We start from the raw sequence: 17,367 nt of genomic DNA, 5'->3' as shown, positions 1-17,367 counted from the left end.
TTTTCGCTATACAGTTGATTTTTCCACTATGAAAACGGGTTACTTGAATGAAAAACCTTAAATCGATTGATAGAAAAAGCAGGTGCCTATTTTCAGGTCACCTGCTTCTGAATTAAATTATTCCGCATTCTTCCGGTCGTCCAATTCGCCTATAACCCGCCACAGTTCGGTGAATCCTTTTCATCGCCCTCCATGTAGTCAGTACCTTCGGCAACTGATTCCAATCCATATCCTGTTTGGCTGATCTCTAGTTGCTCTTCGTTCTGAGCATGATTGATCATTTGGCTATCCTTCTGCTTTAGCTTATTGTCCCTCATCGTTTTCCCTCCAAAGTTTATTGTGTATTTTTCTCCTGGAGGTAGATTCTTATTCGCAATGAGAAAAACATCAAGTCCCCTTCTGTTCATCGGCCTCAGGTCCTATCGCAATTTCAACCCTAAGCGCGTCGATTCCACTCTATTCCTTTCCTATAATGTAAACACAAGCAAAAATCAGAACAGTAGTGGCATAAAGGAGAATTGACTTGTTGACACATAGAGAAAAAATCAATGAAATGCAGGAATGGATTCTGCACCTAGCTATAAGCATAGTGTCCGTATATTTTGTATTTGTTCTACTGCCCACAGTACTTCCCATTTTTAAATGGCTTTATTTAAGCGCTTTGATCATGGTTTTAGTAATCGATGGATTTTTCATTATGACGAAGCGGAACAACCTTTTGAAAATCAATAGGATGCTCCTTTTATATTTAGGGGCGATTTTACTTGTGGTATTGACAATCTTTTATGTAACAAAAGTGGTTGTTTTTACCGATGCGTATGGATTTGAAGGTATGTTAAAAGAACATCTGCAAACAGCTAAATATATTTTCTTTTTCATCAGCTTTGCCCAACCCATCCTCCTCCCGATTCCCGAAGCTGTTACCATACCAGGTGCGAGCGCGGTTTTCGGTCCCGCTGTTGCAGCAGCCATTGCGTTTCCAGGAACACTTCTTGGGATTTCAGCCATGTTTTTTGCCGCCAGATACGGGGGAAGGAAATTCATTTCCAAGTTCATCAAGGAAGAGCAGCTAGGAAAATACCAATATTATGTCTCTAAAAACGAAACATTGATTATGTTCCTTTTATTCATCATTCCTATCCTACCTGACGAAATCATCTGTGTAGGAGCAGGAATAGGGCAAGTATCACCAAAAAGGTTCATATTGATTGCCTCAATCTCAAAACTCTTCACTGCAACACTGCTCGCATACTCAGTGGAACTGGCTGAGAGACTTTCTTTAACACCACCTCAATTGATGTTCGGATTCTCAGCTTTTGTCTTTATTCTCTTTTGGGTCAACTTTTTAACGAAGAAGCTTTTAAGCAAGGAGCGTGGGTATTAATGAGGTGTTAATTGAGAAATATCCCTAAATGGCCGCAAATTCATTATATTATTGTTAAAAAGTGAAGGTAAAATGCTATCAGTAGGTCTGTGATGATTCAAAATTCACCTTCTGAATAAATCATTGGCGAATTTCAAGTTTTATATAGCGACTTTCTCGATTATATAGCGAAAATATGATTTTTATAGCGACTTTCTCGATTATATAGCGAAAATATGATTTTTATAGCGACTTTTTCATTTTTATAGCGAACTGGAAATTTCGGCTGTTTTTTTCCAGTTAATAAGCCTCTTCTGCCGTTCGAAGATTTATATTTTGAAACTGGAGCTAAATTAAAAAGCGTGCTTCAGTTAATAATCAATGGGGACGCCACAAGCGTCCCCATTTCCATCTATTACTCAAACGGATATTTCATTTCTTCATAGCCATCCATATGCGTGAGAAACGCCATGCTCCTCCGCAAATTTTGCCGCACTCTTTTTTGTACGTGAACCAACAGCAGCCTTTTCGGTATTTTTAGCAAAGTTTAAATCCCTCGCAAAAGCACTTGCGATTCCACCTGTTCCTAATATTCCCCACTTGATTACTCTTTCGTCCATCGTATGTATTCAACTCCTTAATGATCTAGTTGCACTATACAGAACAAACCTGGTTTGTCCATTATACTATTAAAGTTTTTCGGCCCGGAACGGTTTTTACTATGATCCCGGGTCTATGGAATGGCCTTTTTGGAGAGAATTTTAGTAAAAGTTAGATGAGGTTTTCGGACATGTATCTATTAGTCGTAATTATTGTATATATAATTTTCGCAAAAAAATTTGTCAATTGGAAAAGGTGGAAAGAATACTACCCAACCATTCAATTCTACATAATATGCAATCTTTTGTATAACTTCCTCTTTTATCAACATACTTTATGGAGATATAAAGCTGTTACAGTCGATTGGTTAAATCACACTTTAATCGAGATTTCCTTCACCTTTTTCATTGTCCCTGTCGTCTTGATGATGTACCTCGAATATTTTCCGAAGAAAAAGTTAAGGGGTTTTTTGTATGTATCGATCTGGGTGGCCTATTTCTCGGTGATTGAATATCTATTTGAGGCAAAGGGATTGTTTGTTTATGAAAATGGCTGGAATGCCTGGTGGTCTGTCTTGTTTAATATCATTACTTTTACTGTCATTAGAATCCACTATAAAAACACTCTGGCTGCATTCCTGGTATCGGCACCAATCATTGTCATTCTCCTATTGTTTTTTCATCCAGCGTTACACGATTTGAAATAGAAGGTGGTCACATGGATTCTCTATCCACTCCATTATTCATGTTTTTTCTCTTTAGCATATACATTGGTATGGCACTCTACTTAGAGAAACAAAGGAGAAGAAAATAAAAAGGAACGGCTTGAAACCGTTCCGATGTACCTCAACTAGCAAAGGGGGCGAGTACGATAGAGCATAAGAACAAGTCCCCATGCCTTACTTAAGTTCGTATCGATAACAAACGACCCCTTCTGTCTGTTCAAAACCTTCCTGCAGGTAAAGGGCTTTTGCTTGTTCATTGTCTGCATTTACACACAGCACACATCGGTTGTATCCATTTTCCTTGGAAAACTTGATCGAAGCTCTCAGGAGGGCCCTTCCCAATCCTTTTCCCTGGTATTCCGGCAAAATCGCCAGTGGTCCAATGTTCATGATTGGGGAATCCTCATATTCATCGTCCGAACCTCTCACCACTCCAACTGGCTGGTCATTCTCATAAAGGATCATCATGCCGCCATCCAGGTAATCAGACTCTGTCGGCATTTTTGCTGCCATCTCAGCCGTAATCGCCGTCTCACTTCCCTTCAGCGTGGAGAACGCCGCATTCCTAATCTTGCACCAAGCTTCCTCATCAAAGCCAGGCCTGTATCTCCTAATCTCATAACCTTTGGGGATAGACGGTTCACGAACCTTCAAGTCCTCCCTGACAAGCAGGAAAGTATATCTCTCTACTTCAAACCTTAACTTTTCCATCGCATCCTTCAGCTTCTGATTAAGCAAGGGGACAAATAAAAACACATGATCTAATGACTCTGTATGTTTCAATACCTGCTCGAACAGTCTTTTATAGTCCTGGTCATCATGTGATTCACAATGAAAAATCCGGAACCTTGCCCTTTTCCCTTTGCGATGATAGGCATCGAGAATCAGCGAGGCAGCACCCTTTATTTGCCCTTTTGAGCCAGTCAAAATATATGTAGGATTTTCTGCATCTACTTTAAAATTCTGGAGGTCTTCATCATACAAAAAAGAATCATCCAGTTCCTTTCGATGTTTTTTACAGTATTCGAAAAAGTCTCCCTGCTGCTCTAATTTTAGTGCTTCGACCTTCATGATGATCCATCCCTTCAAAAAAAAGACGTTTTTCAGCTTCACAAGATAGAAAACTGCTCCCTTATCCCGGTCTGTATCAATACCAAATCTATATTCTTTATTCCGCAGAAATATCCTGCTTTTAAGGTTTAGAATTTACCTCAGCCTGGTCGGAATGACAATAAAAATACTGTTTCTCAGACTAATATAAGCAAGAGTCAAAGCCAAATATTGCACGCGCAATCCTGCGCATACAATAAATTGATTTTATATAATATCTTCTATATATTTAACTTAAAATAGCCATTCGGAAATCAGACTAAAATTAAGGAGAAATTATGAATTCTACTAATAATAAGAAACTCTATGATTTTATTACTGAAGACCCTTCCATCCTTACGAATAAATGGTTAAGTAAGAGATCCAACACCCCGGCAAGCGTATACTCTTGTGACAACCATCATGCTGAGGTGCGATTAAGGGAACAAAATGGCCTTTTTATTAAAACGGTAGCCAAAGTGCTGGTTGCCAGCGAAAACGAAGTGAAACAAGAGATTATAACGTGGGCCCAAACCGTTGCGGTGGACCGTGTGGAAACAAGAACTCCCATCCACGAAGTCATTCATCAATTCGGGATTTTCAGAGGTATTTTTTGGGAACATATTCACCAATTTGTTATGCTGAATAAAGGGGAAACTTCCGATTCAGAAATTTTGCATTGGAGCACGTTGATTCATTCCACATTCGATACAATCATCGAAACATTTGCTGAAAAATATTATAACTATTACAATGATCGACTTTCTGTCCAAAGTGAATTAATCAATGAATTGAGCGCACCGATCATACCACTCTCTGATTCTATCGGAGTATTGCCGCTTGTGGGAGAAATCGATACCCAGCGTGCTAAGTACATAACAGAATCCGTACTGATGCAAAGCAAAGATTACAGTTTAACCCATCTGTTTATCGATTTATCAGGTGTCTCCATTATCGATACAATGGTAGCAAACCAGTTATTCCAAATTATCGACATCTTGAAGCTAATCGGAGTAAAGGTACATATCAGCGGCATCCGTCCAGAGATAGCCCAGACAGCAATCCAACTAGGAATCAACTTTCACAAAGTACCCACACAGGCAACCTTAAAGCAAGCATTGAAGGCGAATAAAATCCTCATATCAGATACTCATATGGCACGAAAGTAGAAGCAAAGGGACGGATCCTTTGCTTTTTCTCTTTTATGGAAGCATCGCAATCATCTCCACATTTAATAACCATTATTTCACAAAAGTCGACTCCACCTTTATAAAATCGCCTGGGCTTTATATAAAGCACCCCAAGTTGAATAAGCCTCTCCTCCTTGAGCCCTTATAAAAATCCCAATAATAACACAAAATAAGGAAAATCCATTTCAGGAGATACTATAGATGCTCATATACTCAGCAAACAATAGGACTGTTATGAAGAAAGAGGAGATCTCCCTTCCTGCATCCAGTGAAGATATTGCCTGGATTCATTTTCATCCGTCGAATGCAAATCAATTTGAACCTTTTATCAAGAATTTGAACATTCATCCTTTGGCATTGAAAGGACTGCAGGAATTTAGTGATATTCCAAAGATTGATGTTTTTAAAAATGAAGCTATTATGTCCTTCATTGCGATTCGGGAGGATTATACTCGAGTAAAAATCACCATATTGGTTGGTCATCATTATGTAGTATCAAAGGTTGAAAAGGACCTATATCTAGCTGAAACGTTAGAAAAACCGTTTATTGATAATCCTGAAAAAATGTCCCACGTGGGAATGATTCTTTTCCATTTTCTTGATCAAACCATATCTCAGGATTTAGAAATGATCGATAAAATAGCAGATGAAATTCAAAGTTTAGAGAAAAAGGTTTTTAAAGATCCATTTGAAAACAAGATTGCCAGGAGTGTATATCGGTGGAAGGCAACTCTTCATGAATTAAGACAAACGATGGAGGCACAAGAAGATGTAATGGAAACGATTAGTTCTGAAAAATTCCCTTTCACTAATGAGGAATCAGGGTATTTCATCAAAAGCCTCAACAACAATTATGCCCGTATAATTACCGCACTCGACACATTCAAAGAAAGCTTAAACAGTATTTTCAATTTGCAGATGACACTTAAAGCAGACCACTCCAATACCATCATGAAAACATTGACTCTCGTAAGTGTCATATTTCTGCCAATGACTTTTTTAGCAGGATTATATGGAATGAACTTCGAAATAATCCCAGAGTTGAAGTGGGATTACGGCTATCTTTATGCACTTGTTCTCATGCTTCTCACGGGTTTATCCATTGCCTTATACTTCCGGAAAAAGGGCTGGTGGGGGCGAAGAGAGGAGGAATAATGGGACAGCGTGATTGTGCTCCGTTAAAGACTTATGTCCAGGGATCAATAATTTTAATGAAGACACAGGGAAGGCTATGCTGTCTCGTGAATTTACACGAGAAACAGAACCATCCCATGTCTCATTTATACTCATTGTCATTCCTCTGTTTTCAGCTGAAAACCCTGGCTCCTTAAATTCTTATAAAGCTGCTCAATATGTGCATGGTCTTTTGTTTCTACTGAGATCTCCAGCAGCGCATTGCCTGGATAGATATGCTTGCCAATCCGATGGAGATTGACAAATTGGATATTCGCATTTAGTTCGGTTACAGAGTTTAACACTCTTTGGAGTTCCCCTGGCTTATCTTTTATGTTAATTGTAAAATGGGCAAACCTGCCTGATTCAACGAGTCCGCGTTCAATAATCCGGGAAATGAAATTGACATCGACATTTCCCCCGCTTAAAACAACGGCAACCTTTTTACCGCTAAGATTCACTTTGTCATACAGCAGGGCAGCCAGCGGGCTTGCCCCTGATCCTTCAACCAGCAGCTTATTTCTTTCTAGGACAAGAAGCATGGTTCTAGCGATTTCCATTTCATCCACACAGAAAATATCATCTACATACTTCCTGATGATTTCAAAAGTCTTCAGCCCTGGCTTCTGGACAGCAATTCCATCTGCCATTGTTGGAGCAGACTCTACAGCGACTGGCTGGTTCTCCTTTAACGACTGTTTCATGCTCGGACAAGCGAGCGTCTGGACTCCATATACCTTAATGTCAGGTTTTTTCTCTTTCACCGCCATTGCCACACCCGCAATCAGTCCTCCCCCGCCAACAGGACAGATAATCGCCTCCACATCCGGAAGCTGATCAAGAATCTCCAATCCTACTGTTCCTTGCCCGGCAATGACTGCCTCATCATCAAAGGCATGGATAAAAGTGGCGCCCAGCTTGTCTTTTAGCTCCGATGCATAAGCCAGGGCTTCATCAAAAACGGCACCTTCGAGTATGACTTCAGCTCCGTATTGCCTCGTCGCCAGCACCTTGCTGAGGGGTGCACCTTTCGGCATGACAATGGTACATGGGATGCCAAGCATCTGGCTCGAATACGCCACTCCCTGGGCATGGTTCCCGGCAGAAGCGGCCACTACTCCCTTCTGAAGCTCTTCAGGAGACAAAGAGATCAGTTTATTATAAGAGCCCCTGACCTTAAAGGATCCTGTCTTTTGCAGATTTTCAAGCTTCAAAAACACTTCATTTTTTGAGAGGGTGCTAAATGTTTTAGAATAATCAAGAGGGGTCGAATGCACAATCCCTTTCATTTTTTCACGCGCTAAAATCACATCATCCAAATTCATTATGAAGCCCCCTGATTTCCATTCATTTTCTCTTTAGGTTGCTCAGGAGGAGGAAAAGTATGTAAAATGCAATTGAATGGGACGTCGCAGCGAGGAATAGATGCTGCCCATTCGATAATCCTATAAATAAAGATATAAATCAATCAGAGTTGGTGAAACTAAAATGGAAAACATCTCAAGAACCTGCCACACCAAGGATTTCTTCATCAATAAAGCAATCGGCTGGGCATTAAGAGAATATGCTAAACAAGACCCTGAGAAAGTGATTGAAATTACGAATACATATCCAATTTCAAACTGAGCAGGAGAGAAGCGTTGAAGCATATTGCGAAGGCCAAGGCTGGGGAAAAATGAAAAAAGTCATTTTGCTGATGATATTTTGGTGTCTTATCATTTTTTCTGTCATAGCACAGATATCAGACAGCTTCATTTACTTGCTGAGCCCAAATGCACTTTCTCTTATTGATGAAAGAATGACCTATACATTTGTACCAGTGCTGATCAATTTCTTTATTGTATTCTTACTGTGGAAAATAAAAGCTTCGAAATCTCTTCTCCGTATTTCTTTCATAATCAACCTAATTTTTTTCATTTTTTATCTTTATTATCAATTTGGAGATATGGGCATGGGGATATTCAGATAGATTAACAAGTTGCGGGACAGCCCATTTATGGGACTGTCCCTTACTCCTGTACAAGCAAAGTTCAAGCTGCCGATAATTCAGATTCCTGTTTCCGCCGGTAAACGATCTTCGATAATAGAACGCTGCATTCGTACAAAAACAGCAGGGGGATAATGACAAGTATGTCTGACAGAAGATCAGGGGGCGTGATGAGAACAGCTGTGACAATCAGCATAAAATAAGAATACTTCCTGGCTTTTTGCAACCGGTATGGATTCAACACACCCAGGCTCGTCAAAAACATAATGACGACAGGCAGTTCAAATAAGAAACCAAAGGGCAGGACCATATGGATTAAAAACCGAAAGTATTTCTCTGTCGTGAAAAATTCCATGAACATATCTTCTGATAAGGAAAGCAGGAATTGAAACACCAGCGGAAAAATGACAAAATACCCGAAGCAAATGCCCGCTATGAAAAGCAGGAATAGTGCCGGTATGTAGGCTACTGTTACTTTTTTCTCTTTTTCAGATAAAGCAGGCCTTACAAAGAGCCAGATTTGATGAGCTGCAATCGGAATCGTGCCCGCTAAAGCAATCACGGCCGCCAACATCAAATACACCCACAAAATATCACTTGGGCCGAGAACAGCTAATTTTATTGATAAATCCTGGACTAACCAATGGTAAATATTTTTCACATACACCAAAGCCACCATGACAATGAACATAAAGCTTCCGACGATGATCATCACGCGTTTACGCAATTCACTCAAGTGGCCTACTAGATTCATCTGTTTTTCATCCATAAAATCACCTCTAAAAAAAGAAGATGAAAGTATGGTAGCTACCTGCATCTTCTTCAATTTCTTATTGAGTTACACTTCTTTTATTTTCATCCTCTTTTTTCGACTCGTCTTCGGCAACCAATTCACGTGTTGATTTTTTGAACTCTTTTAAAGTCGATCCAAACGCACGGCCTATTTCAGGCAGCTTGGATGGACCAAAAATAATTAAAGCTATGACAAGGACAAGGATTAAGCCCGGTATTCCTATATTCTGTAACATTGACAAGACCTCCATTTTTACGTGCTCACCAACAATAACCAAGAAGGTAAAAAAAGATGTAAACCATACAAAGTGTTCAGCTTACATCTTATTTATGAATCTGTTACATATTTACTCCATGACGCTCAAATGCGGCTGCTTCGAGGATGGACATCCCTTGTGCCTTGGCAGCCTTGGCCACTTTTTCAGAAACCTGAGGTGCAAGATTGGCTGGTGCAGCGAAGGACATTTCCCTTGCACGCGCAGAATTGCGGCGCTGGAATGGCCCCCAAATGGCAAACGTTTTGCCTGGGCTTTGAATATTGACGAAAAGGGTATTTCCATCTGGCGAGAAGGTTGGCCCTGCCAGTTCAGAACCGCTTAAACGGTTGGCAGCAAAAGGATAAACCTTGCCTTCTGGTGTAATCCCCATAATTCGGTCCTGTCCGGAACCATCTTCTGCATACCAAAGGTCGCCCCAAGGAGTACAGCAGATATTGTCCGGATATTCCATGTATCGCGCATTATTTCCCTCGTAGAAAAGCTCCAGTGTATTTGTATGAGGAACATAACGATAAACTCGTCCAAGTTTTTTATCACCTGCAGAGGTGTCATCGAACCAGAACACTCCTTCTTGGAAGAAGGCCCCCTCAAGCCTTGAGAACACAATGCATTTTTGCGCAGCAGCTTCTTCACGGCACCAATGAGGATCTACTTCCTTCCAAACAATTTTAAAAGTTTGTCCCGTTTTAAAGGTGCTGGCTGATGGATCAGCGACTTCTACAATCGCAGCCGCATAAAGCTTGCCGCCTTTTTGCAGCGCACCCGGCTTTTGGCTCAAGTCATTAGGGATAAAACGGTACAGGAAGCTCGGGCTTGCATCTTCGGTTAAGTAGACATATCCTGTCGCTGGGTCAATCGCACATGCCTCGTGTGAAAAACGGCCCATTTCCTTGATTGGTGTTTTGGACATATCGTTCTCAGGCTGTGTCGGATCGACTTCGAAAACATATCCGTGCCCCTCTGAACGGTTTTCTTCACAAGTCAGCCAAGTTCCCCAAGGTGTCGCACCACCTGCGCAATTTCGGATTGTCCCTGAAGATGTTACATATTCTTTGATCACATTACGATTGGCCCCTACAACAAGAGCTGTTGTTCCCCCCTGGGCATTTGCATCATAAGGATTTTTTCCAAAAGCAGGGCCTGACGATAATTCATGATTGCGGACAAGGATGGTTGTGTTGTTCGGTCCATCAAACGCCGCCATTCCATCAAAAGCACCAGGAATCTTAGTTCCGTCTGTCATCAAGTCGCCTTCTCTGGAGATGATTTTGTACTGGAAGCCTCTTGGAAGATCGAGAATGCCATTAGGATCTGGAACCAAATCTCCATAACCGCCAAATCCGCTAGTTGTCTTGTGAGCAGAATCCGCAAGTGCTGTGGAACTCAATCCCATCACTCCAGTGCTGCCAAGAGTAATGGCAAGCGCGCCCATCCCGCCTGCTTTTAAGAAATCCCTTCTGTTCAAGCCGCTGTTCGTATTTTGCTCAGTCATACCTCATCTCTCCTCATCCTATGTATTTTTTGAATCTAGTAATAGATTAAATTGAAAGTATTAAGAGATATCCCTAGTTTTGTAAAAATTCAGTATAAAGACTGTAAATGAATATAATAAACAAAAGACCCCGTGCATTAGACGCTTTTTAAGAGTCTACTACACAGGGTCCAGTTTACAAGGCTGTCAGGCTTTTCTCTTCGGTCAATTCTTTGGAAAGCTTCGCCACCACAGTTTGATTCTTGCCATTCCTTTTTGCTTCATACAAGCTGTCATCTGCAGCTTTGAAGAAGCTCTCCTTACCGAGGCCAGCTACATAGGAACACATTCCCACACTGATTGTAACAGGCTTATCTTCCATTTCCGGATGGGCGATCTTACTGATCGTTGAACGTATGTGATCAATTAATTGGTAGGATACATGTTGGTTTTTTTCGGTAAAAATCACGGCAAATTCTTCGCCGCCATACCTTGAAACGAAATCATCGGGGGTTACATTCAGCTTTAATTGTTCACCGACTCGTTTTAGAACAATATCACCCACCCAGTGGCCGAATTGGTCATTCACTTTTTTAAAATTATCAATATCAATAATCGCAAGCTGGAAGGACAAATGTTCCTGATCACTTTGCTCAATCAATTTGTCGAGGTATTCATGAAACGTTTTATGATTGTACAAATCGGTCAGTGCATCCATTTTGCTTGCCTTGTCCATCATAATGTTCCGTACCATTAGTTCTTCCTGATTTCTTATCGATTCTTCCAGGTGCTTTAGCAAATAATGGCCACGGTAAATGATTCCGATCGATATAAAGACAAATCCAATAAAGATCCCTATGAATGCAAATATATCTCTGCTCTCAAGTTCTCTGGAAAGAGGCTCATAAAAGAAATAAAGTGCCAAGATGGAGATCAAACTCAAAATACCAGTAATATAGATTTTATCCTTTTGATAATATAAAGCAGAAATGAGTACGCTGATAATCAGCAAATAATGGATGCCTTGCGCAAAAGGAAAGTTAATAATATACACGTGGAGAATCGCGAAAATCCCCAGGAGAAGGATATAATCTCCCCATGGCTTGAACATGTAATATAACACTTGTGTCATGGCAAGGATCACGACTGTATAGATTGTCGGCAGCAAGACGTAAGAGCTAGCCACTTCCATAATGCCTTTCCCATTAAATTGATAGGAGATTGAAGTTCCCAAAACGGATAGAAGAACAATGACAATGACCATCCACCATGAAAATTTTAATATTAACCTGTTCAGTCCAGCTATATCGTTCCATTCTTTTTGTTCCTTCATGGTGTCCTCCTTGGATTTAACGCGAAAATCCTGCTGCATTTAGCAACAGGAGACTCTTCTGTCAAAATGACCATCACTGGCGCTATTGTTTTAAATTGCCATTCATAAGCAGATGCCTTAGTATGTTGGGATAGAATTTATGGTAATGACGAAATGAACATTTTTTTGAATAATATAACCTTTAATTCAAGATATCTTTACTTTCTTATTATCGGGATTTCAAGGAATAAGTTAACTGAATTCAGAAGATAATTTATGAATTAAAAAAGCCACCCGGATCAATCAACCCGGATGGCTGGCATAATGTTTTATGAAGATTATCTTACACGAGGGAAACCAAATCCAGACGCATAATCATCGCCTGTGGCTGCCCCTGTTCCGCCTTTGATGTCATATAGCTTTGCACGTCTTTGGATTTCATAACGCAGCTGTGAATTGCTCCAATACTTATTCGAAGACCACAGTTTAGCTGCAAGGCCCGAGATGTGTGGCGTCGCCATTGATGTACCGCTCATCGTTGCATAATTTCCATCTACGGCTGTTGAATAGATCCCGCCGCCTGGTGCTGATACCTCAACATCCCTTTCCTGGATATAGTAATCACCGTCAGTGTAAGGGTTGCCGCGAGAAGAGAAGTCAGAGACTTTATGTGTTCCATTGACGAATGTGTTATCCAGTGATGCTACCGCAATCGCATTTGTTAAAGCTCCAGGATAACCAATCGTGTTGGCGCTTGGGCCACTGTTACCAGCAGCTGCAACAACTAAAGCACCCTTGCTGTATGCATAGTCAACAGCACTTGCGATCATGGAATCCTTGCCGCTTGAACCTAATGAAAGCGAGATGACGACTTTTGACCCTGTACGGACGCCTTCATCTGCAGCATGGCGGATTGCCCCTGCGATATCATCTGAATAACCTGAACCATTATCTCCTAAAACCTTGTAGCCCCATAGTTCCGCATCAGGTGCTACTCCGTACACTCCTGCTCCATCGTAGCCGCCGTTGGCAACAGCTGTTCCTGCTACATGTGTGCCATGGCCCTGGCGGTCAGTACATGATCCATTGACCAGTGAAGAATATGACTGGGTGAAATCTTTACATTGTTCAACATTGTCCGTCAAGTCAATATGGTTTCGGTTGATGCCTGTGTCAAGGACAGCTACCTTGATTCCATCTCCTCCGCTTGTAGCTTGGATATAGTTATCGTTATAAATTGCTTGAATGCCCCAAGGAGTCTGATCAGATGGATAGGATGCCTGGGCAGTGTAATCACCTTTGCCTTTGCCATTGCTGTTTCCTTCAACTCGAGCATCTATTGTGTATTGCTCTACCTGAGAGATCTCAATATTTTTATTCTTTAATAGAGCTTGATACTGCTTGCTGTTTACTTCTGTTGTGAATCCTTGCTTCCCAAAGTCCCAGCGCTTGCCATACTGTTCTTTCACTTTTGCTTGTTCTGCACTCGGACCCTTAACTAAAACTCGATAAGTATCCTGGCTTTCTTGCACTCCTGCTCCAAAGGCCCCTGTCGCAAACATTGAAACACCCATTGCTAGACTAAGTACTGCAGATCCTAGTATTCTCTTCTTCTTCATTCTATTGCTCCTCTCACCTTTGAAAAATAGTAATGCATGCCGGCTTGCAGAATTAAGTATATTCTAAATTTTCAGCCACTATCAACCCTTAGATGAGCCTTTTTGTTTGGGAAAAATGATAGGTCCGAATGGATTCTGAACATTGATATGGAAGGAGAATACCAATTGTAATTCCACTTTATTTCCTTTTCTCCTATGAATCTTTCACAAACTTTGTTATTTTCTTAGCATCACCCAGAGCTCTTATCAAACCGGGCCCAATACCTTTGTTAAAGGAGGCCAGAATATGTACAAAATGCGAAAACCACCACAAGAAAAATGGCCCTTCCAAGATACAATTTGTACAGATTGAATCCAACTTATAAACTAGCTCTAGTAATTGAGTTTGGGAAAAAGTTGCCCAATCTCCTGCAAAGTGATTACTGCAGAAACCCAGAAGAAAACTATCACGGAGGAAAAATAAGAAACTGCATAAAAAAACAATCCAGCTTAATGGATTACATTCAAAGGATTATTGTATTTTTTATAATTAAAATTTAAATTATGATTGCTGCCAGCTACTCTTTTTTCATCTGATAATAGTTCAACAGTTTTTTGATAGTCGTTCCTCTGACACTTTTACTGTTTTCGATTCGCTTAAGTGTATCGAGCTTCAGCCCAAGTTCTTCACATACTTTTTCTTGTGTTAAATCCCTCTTATGTCTTTCCATTCTCAATATATCGCCCAGACTCTCATGTTTCATGTAGTGGTCTCAACTCCTCATTTAGCTTTTTCTCATATCCTTTAAAACTAAAAGTAGTCATAGATTTTAAGAAAGGTCTGTGCCCCAAGAATTAATCATCCCAAACTATTACATCGGTTTTTCCTCAGCAGTTCCATCCCGAGCTTTTGCTGCTCCAAAATATAGACGTCCAATTCCTGACTAAGTTCAATGGTCTTTTTATTCAAATAACCATTCTCCTTTATGCTAATGATCATTTTTCTGCGAGTTTCTTCAATCAGATCCTCCTTAGTCATGACGCTGCACACCTCTTTTTCTTCAAAAAATCTTTACAGAAACTTAATCTTAACGCCATTTATCCTACTCTACTATTATGGTAGAATCAGCACTTTTTGAATATTGAGTGTTTGTTCTATTTTTCTAGATACTAGATTATAGATGGGGTAGTACTAAGGTTATAGACCTTGAAATTTTACAAAAAAAAACTGCCATAAAGGCAGCATGAGATTAATTTAAATAAGGTACGAGCTTATTTTGTACAGCGTAAATGATAGCTTGGGAGCGGCTGTTCACATTTAGTTTCTTATAAATTTTATTCACATGAATTTTGACCGTTTTATCGCTTATGGATAGCTGGGCAGCTATTTCCTTATTGGACTTCCCTCTGACCAATTCGTTAAGGACTTCCTTCTCTCTGTTGGTCAATTCATTTTCCTGATAGGTAAAATCGCTCTGGGTCCGGTGATAGGAAATCAATTTGCTTGCCATTTTAGGATGGATGATGGAATTCCCTTTATGGATTTTGCGAATGGCATCGATCACTTCCATGGAGGAAGCATCCTTTAACAAATATCCATCAGCTCCTTCCCTAAGGGCAGATTTAAAGTATTCATCATGATCAAACATCGTTAAGATCAGTATTTTACAGGCAGGATGCTTTTCTTTAATCAGCGAAATAAATTCAATCCCATTCTTATCCTGCAAGTTAATATCCAAAACGATGACATCAGGCACGATCGTATCCAATTTCTCTAATAGGCCATCTCCTGTATCTGCTTCTCCAACGAGGAGCAGGTCCTCTTCAACATCCAAAATGCTGCGGATTCCATCCCTCAAAACGGTATGATCATCCACGATCATTATGTTAATCATACTCCCTCACCCCTTTAACTAAAGTGTGGTATGCCAAGCCGGATCTCTGTTCCTTTTCCTTCGGCACTGTCAATTTCTAATTTGGCATTAAAATCATGCGCAAGTTCGCTCATGGTGAGAATGCCAAAATGAGGTTCTGTTTGTCCTTTAATCAACTTGTCATATAGGGAAAAACCAATGCCGTCATCCTTGATTTTTATCAACGTCTGTTCACGGCTATATTTAAGCATGACCTCGATTTTATCTGCCTTTGCATGTTTGACAGAGTTTTGCAGGCTTTCCTGGAAAATATCATAAATAACTTTTTCAATTTGATAACCTAAAGAGTAGGGTTCGCCCTTCTGGGTGAACGTAATTCTTGCTTCATCTTCCAGCTCCACTTTCCGGATTTTTTCTTCTATCGCCTGTTTTAGTCCATATTTTTCCACCGGACAGGTTCGTAATGAATAAATGGATTGACGAAGCTCTTTCAGGCTGTCTCTGAGTTTATATATCCATCGTTCAATCTGTTCATTAGGAAGGTTCTCTTTCTTCCGCAGCGAAGACTCCATTTGAAAAACGATGCCTGCCAGGGACTGGCCAATGCCATCGTGAATATCCCGGGCAATTCGGCTGCGTTCTTCCACAATTAAGAGTTTTTCATTTTCGAGTATGAGCGACCGCGTTTTCAATGTACTGGCCAGAACATTGGATAAAACGGTCAATAAACGAATCTCATCATGGATAAATCCAATTCCACTCACTCTTCCGACAATCAGCATACCAACTTTGTCATTGTCGATAATAAGCGGTGAAAAAATCTGCGAGAGAACCATCTTGTTAAAAATAGAGTTTCCCGGAAGATTTTCGATTTCCTTTTCGGTCACAACGGTCATTTCAGAAATCTCATCCAGATAGAGTGACATTTCATCACTCCATGTGACCTCGCTTTTCACCTGCCCATCCTTAAGCAAAAGATTCCATTCATGATGCTCTTTAACCAGTAAAACGAAAGCATTGGCATTGAAAGTCTCGGCAAGAAGCCTTTTCTTCTCACCGAAATCCTTTGTAATGATCCTGTTCAATTCTGTACTAAGCATGGATAGCGCATTCAATCTCTTCCTTTCAATCCTTGCTTTTGTCAGAATGGAGCTGGTCGTTGTGATTCCAATCCAGAGGGTTAAAAAGAGAATAGTCGTAAAATCGATAACATTCTCAGGAAGATAATTTGTGTAGATTTCAAGAAAAGCGAGTAAGATGATAGACATCTTGGAAATAAACAGCTCTTGTAAAGCTTTGCTCTTCCACTCTTTTATTGTAAAAGGGAAAGGACGTATGGAAAAGAGGATATCATTCAGGACATTATTGATTAAAAAATAGAAGGAAGTAAACGCATAAATAATCAAGAGATTTAAGAATGGGTCACTTAATGGGTACTGGCTAATCCATACCTTAACCAGCCAGTTCGCTCCAACAAGGGAGAGAGTGTACTGCGCAATATTGAAAACGGTCGAACGAAGAGATCTTTTATGATGAAAGGCTTCAAAAATCAGCACAACTGCAAAAATGGCGGTGGCGGTATAAATGCCAAAATACAAATTCATGATATAAAGAATTGGGAATGTCATCGTGCTGAACATGGTGATCGAAAATAACGGGATCGGAAAATACTCTGCCAGCAGCATTAATACAATCAGAAGGATCAGCACAATTGGCTTTTCTGGAATAGCCGCAAAAGGGATCGAATACAAAATAAAAGCCCATCCTAGTACACCAATTAGTACGATATAGTAGTCAGAAGCCTTTTTCCGGAAAACAATCTCTTTATCTGTCATTTTCTCATCCCCTTCACCCATAAAAACCGAAGCTGACCAATCAGATAAGCCCAGCCCACCTGCAGTTTTCCTCTTAATTAT

At 40.4% G+C, this 17,367-nt stretch carries 18 protein-coding genes; 5 read left to right on the top strand and 13 right to left on the bottom strand.

Annotated features, from left to right (window positions below; genetic code table 11):
- Window positions 1-149: 149 nt before the first annotated feature.
- Window positions 150-317 (bottom strand): hypothetical protein, encoded by a 168-nt coding sequence (locus tag FOF60_RS03040; RefSeq protein WP_192469823.1) that lies wholly within the window; start codon window positions 315-317, stop codon window positions 150-152.
- 209 nt (window positions 318-526) lie between these two features.
- On the opposite strand from FOF60_RS03040, the gene FOF60_RS03035 reads away from it, so the two are divergent.
- The gene (locus FOF60_RS03035) at window positions 527-1,384 is read left to right on the top strand and encodes a TVP38/TMEM64 family protein (RefSeq protein WP_225649775.1); all 858 of its coding nucleotides are present in this window, start codon (window positions 527-529) and stop codon (window positions 1,382-1,384) included.
- A gap of 419 nt (window positions 1,385-1,803) precedes the next feature.
- On the opposite strand, the gene FOF60_RS03030 is transcribed toward FOF60_RS03035, so the two are convergent.
- Window positions 1,804-1,983, bottom strand: coding sequence for an NAD(P)-binding domain-containing protein (locus FOF60_RS03030; protein WP_192469824.1), 180 nt, complete (start codon window positions 1,981-1,983; stop codon window positions 1,804-1,806).
- A gap of 155 nt (window positions 1,984-2,138) precedes the next feature.
- On the opposite strand from FOF60_RS03030, the gene FOF60_RS24385 reads away from it, so the two are divergent.
- Window positions 2,139-2,669 carry a CBO0543 family protein gene (locus tag FOF60_RS24385; RefSeq protein WP_319801561.1) on the top strand — a complete coding sequence of 177 codons (531 nt, stop codon included), beginning with the start codon at window positions 2,139-2,141 and terminating at the stop codon, window positions 2,667-2,669.
- Between the two features lie 192 nt (window positions 2,670-2,861).
- On the opposite strand, the gene FOF60_RS03020 is transcribed toward FOF60_RS24385, so the two are convergent.
- Complete coding sequence (locus FOF60_RS03020) at window positions 2,862-3,758, bottom strand: GNAT family N-acetyltransferase (protein ID WP_192469826.1); 897 nt, start codon at window positions 3,756-3,758, stop codon at window positions 2,862-2,864.
- Window positions 3,759-4,075: 317 nt separating this feature from the next.
- Between FOF60_RS03020 and FOF60_RS03015 the strand changes: the two genes are divergently transcribed.
- Together FOF60_RS03015 and FOF60_RS03010 are read left to right on the top strand one after the other, a co-directional pair.
- The gene (locus FOF60_RS03015) at window positions 4,076-4,945 is read left to right on the top strand and encodes an STAS domain-containing protein (protein WP_192469827.1); all 870 of its coding nucleotides are present in this window, start codon (window positions 4,076-4,078) and stop codon (window positions 4,943-4,945) included.
- Window positions 4,946-5,167: 222 nt separating this feature from the next.
- Window positions 5,168-6,121: a magnesium transporter CorA family protein gene (locus tag FOF60_RS03010; RefSeq protein WP_192469828.1), complete on the top strand. Its 954-nt coding sequence runs from the start codon at window positions 5,168-5,170 to the stop codon at window positions 6,119-6,121.
- A gap of 137 nt (window positions 6,122-6,258) precedes the next feature.
- Here the strand turns inward: FOF60_RS03010 and ilvA are convergent, their stop codons facing one another.
- Entirely contained in the window at window positions 6,259-7,467 is a 1,209-nt protein-coding gene (ilvA, locus tag FOF60_RS03005) for a threonine ammonia-lyase (RefSeq protein ID WP_192469922.1), read from the bottom strand.
- A gap of 160 nt (window positions 7,468-7,627) precedes the next feature.
- On the opposite strand from ilvA, the gene FOF60_RS03000 reads away from it, so the two are divergent.
- Complete coding sequence (locus FOF60_RS03000; protein ID WP_225649781.1) at window positions 7,628-7,765, top strand: DNA alkylation repair protein; 138 nt, start codon at window positions 7,628-7,630, stop codon at window positions 7,763-7,765.
- Window positions 7,766-8,169: 404 nt separating this feature from the next.
- Here the strand turns inward: FOF60_RS03000 and tatC are convergent, their stop codons facing one another.
- The 9 genes from tatC to FOF60_RS02955 all read right to left on the bottom strand — a co-directional run bounded on the left by tatC (window position 8,170) and on the right by FOF60_RS02955 (window position 17,286).
- Complete coding sequence (gene tatC, locus FOF60_RS02995; RefSeq protein ID WP_192469829.1) at window positions 8,170-8,895, bottom strand: twin-arginine translocase subunit TatC; 726 nt, start codon at window positions 8,893-8,895, stop codon at window positions 8,170-8,172.
- Between the two features lie 61 nt (window positions 8,896-8,956).
- Window positions 8,957-9,154 carry a twin-arginine translocase TatA/TatE family subunit gene (locus FOF60_RS02990; protein WP_192469830.1) on the bottom strand — a complete coding sequence of 66 codons (198 nt, stop codon included), beginning with the start codon at window positions 9,152-9,154 and terminating at the stop codon, window positions 8,957-8,959.
- Between the two features lie 103 nt (window positions 9,155-9,257).
- Complete coding sequence (locus tag FOF60_RS02985; RefSeq protein ID WP_192469831.1) at window positions 9,258-10,688, bottom strand: alkaline phosphatase PhoX; 1,431 nt, start codon at window positions 10,686-10,688, stop codon at window positions 9,258-9,260.
- A gap of 175 nt (window positions 10,689-10,863) precedes the next feature.
- Window positions 10,864-12,000, bottom strand: coding sequence for a GGDEF domain-containing protein (locus FOF60_RS02980; protein ID WP_192469832.1), 1,137 nt, complete (start codon window positions 11,998-12,000; stop codon window positions 10,864-10,866).
- 317 nt (window positions 12,001-12,317) lie between these two features.
- Entirely contained in the window at window positions 12,318-13,598 is a 1,281-nt protein-coding gene (locus tag FOF60_RS02975; protein WP_192469833.1) for a S8 family peptidase, read from the bottom strand.
- A 557-nt stretch (window positions 13,599-14,155) separates the two neighbouring features.
- Window positions 14,156-14,341 (bottom strand): helix-turn-helix domain-containing protein, encoded by a 186-nt coding sequence (locus FOF60_RS02970; protein ID WP_192469834.1) that lies wholly within the window; start codon window positions 14,339-14,341, stop codon window positions 14,156-14,158.
- 95 nt (window positions 14,342-14,436) lie between these two features.
- The gene (locus FOF60_RS02965; protein ID WP_192469835.1) at window positions 14,437-14,616 is read right to left on the bottom strand and encodes an aspartyl-phosphate phosphatase Spo0E family protein; all 180 of its coding nucleotides are present in this window, start codon (window positions 14,614-14,616) and stop codon (window positions 14,437-14,439) included.
- A 211-nt stretch (window positions 14,617-14,827) separates the two neighbouring features.
- Window positions 14,828-15,472, bottom strand: a complete 645-nt coding sequence (locus FOF60_RS02960) for a response regulator (RefSeq protein ID WP_192469836.1) — start codon at window positions 15,470-15,472, stop codon at window positions 14,828-14,830.
- Window positions 15,473-15,486: 14 nt separating this feature from the next.
- Window positions 15,487-17,286, bottom strand: coding sequence for a sensor histidine kinase (locus FOF60_RS02955; RefSeq protein WP_192469837.1), 1,800 nt, complete (start codon window positions 17,284-17,286; stop codon window positions 15,487-15,489).
- Window positions 17,287-17,367: the final 81 nt, after the last annotated feature.

It is taken from the genome of Mesobacillus jeotgali, from assembly GCF_014856545.2.
Lineage (GTDB): Bacteria > Bacillota > Bacilli > Bacillales > Cytobacillaceae > Mesobacillus.
The sequence above is the reverse complement of the archived record's forward strand: the minus strand, read 5'-3'. Positions and strand labels throughout refer to the sequence as shown.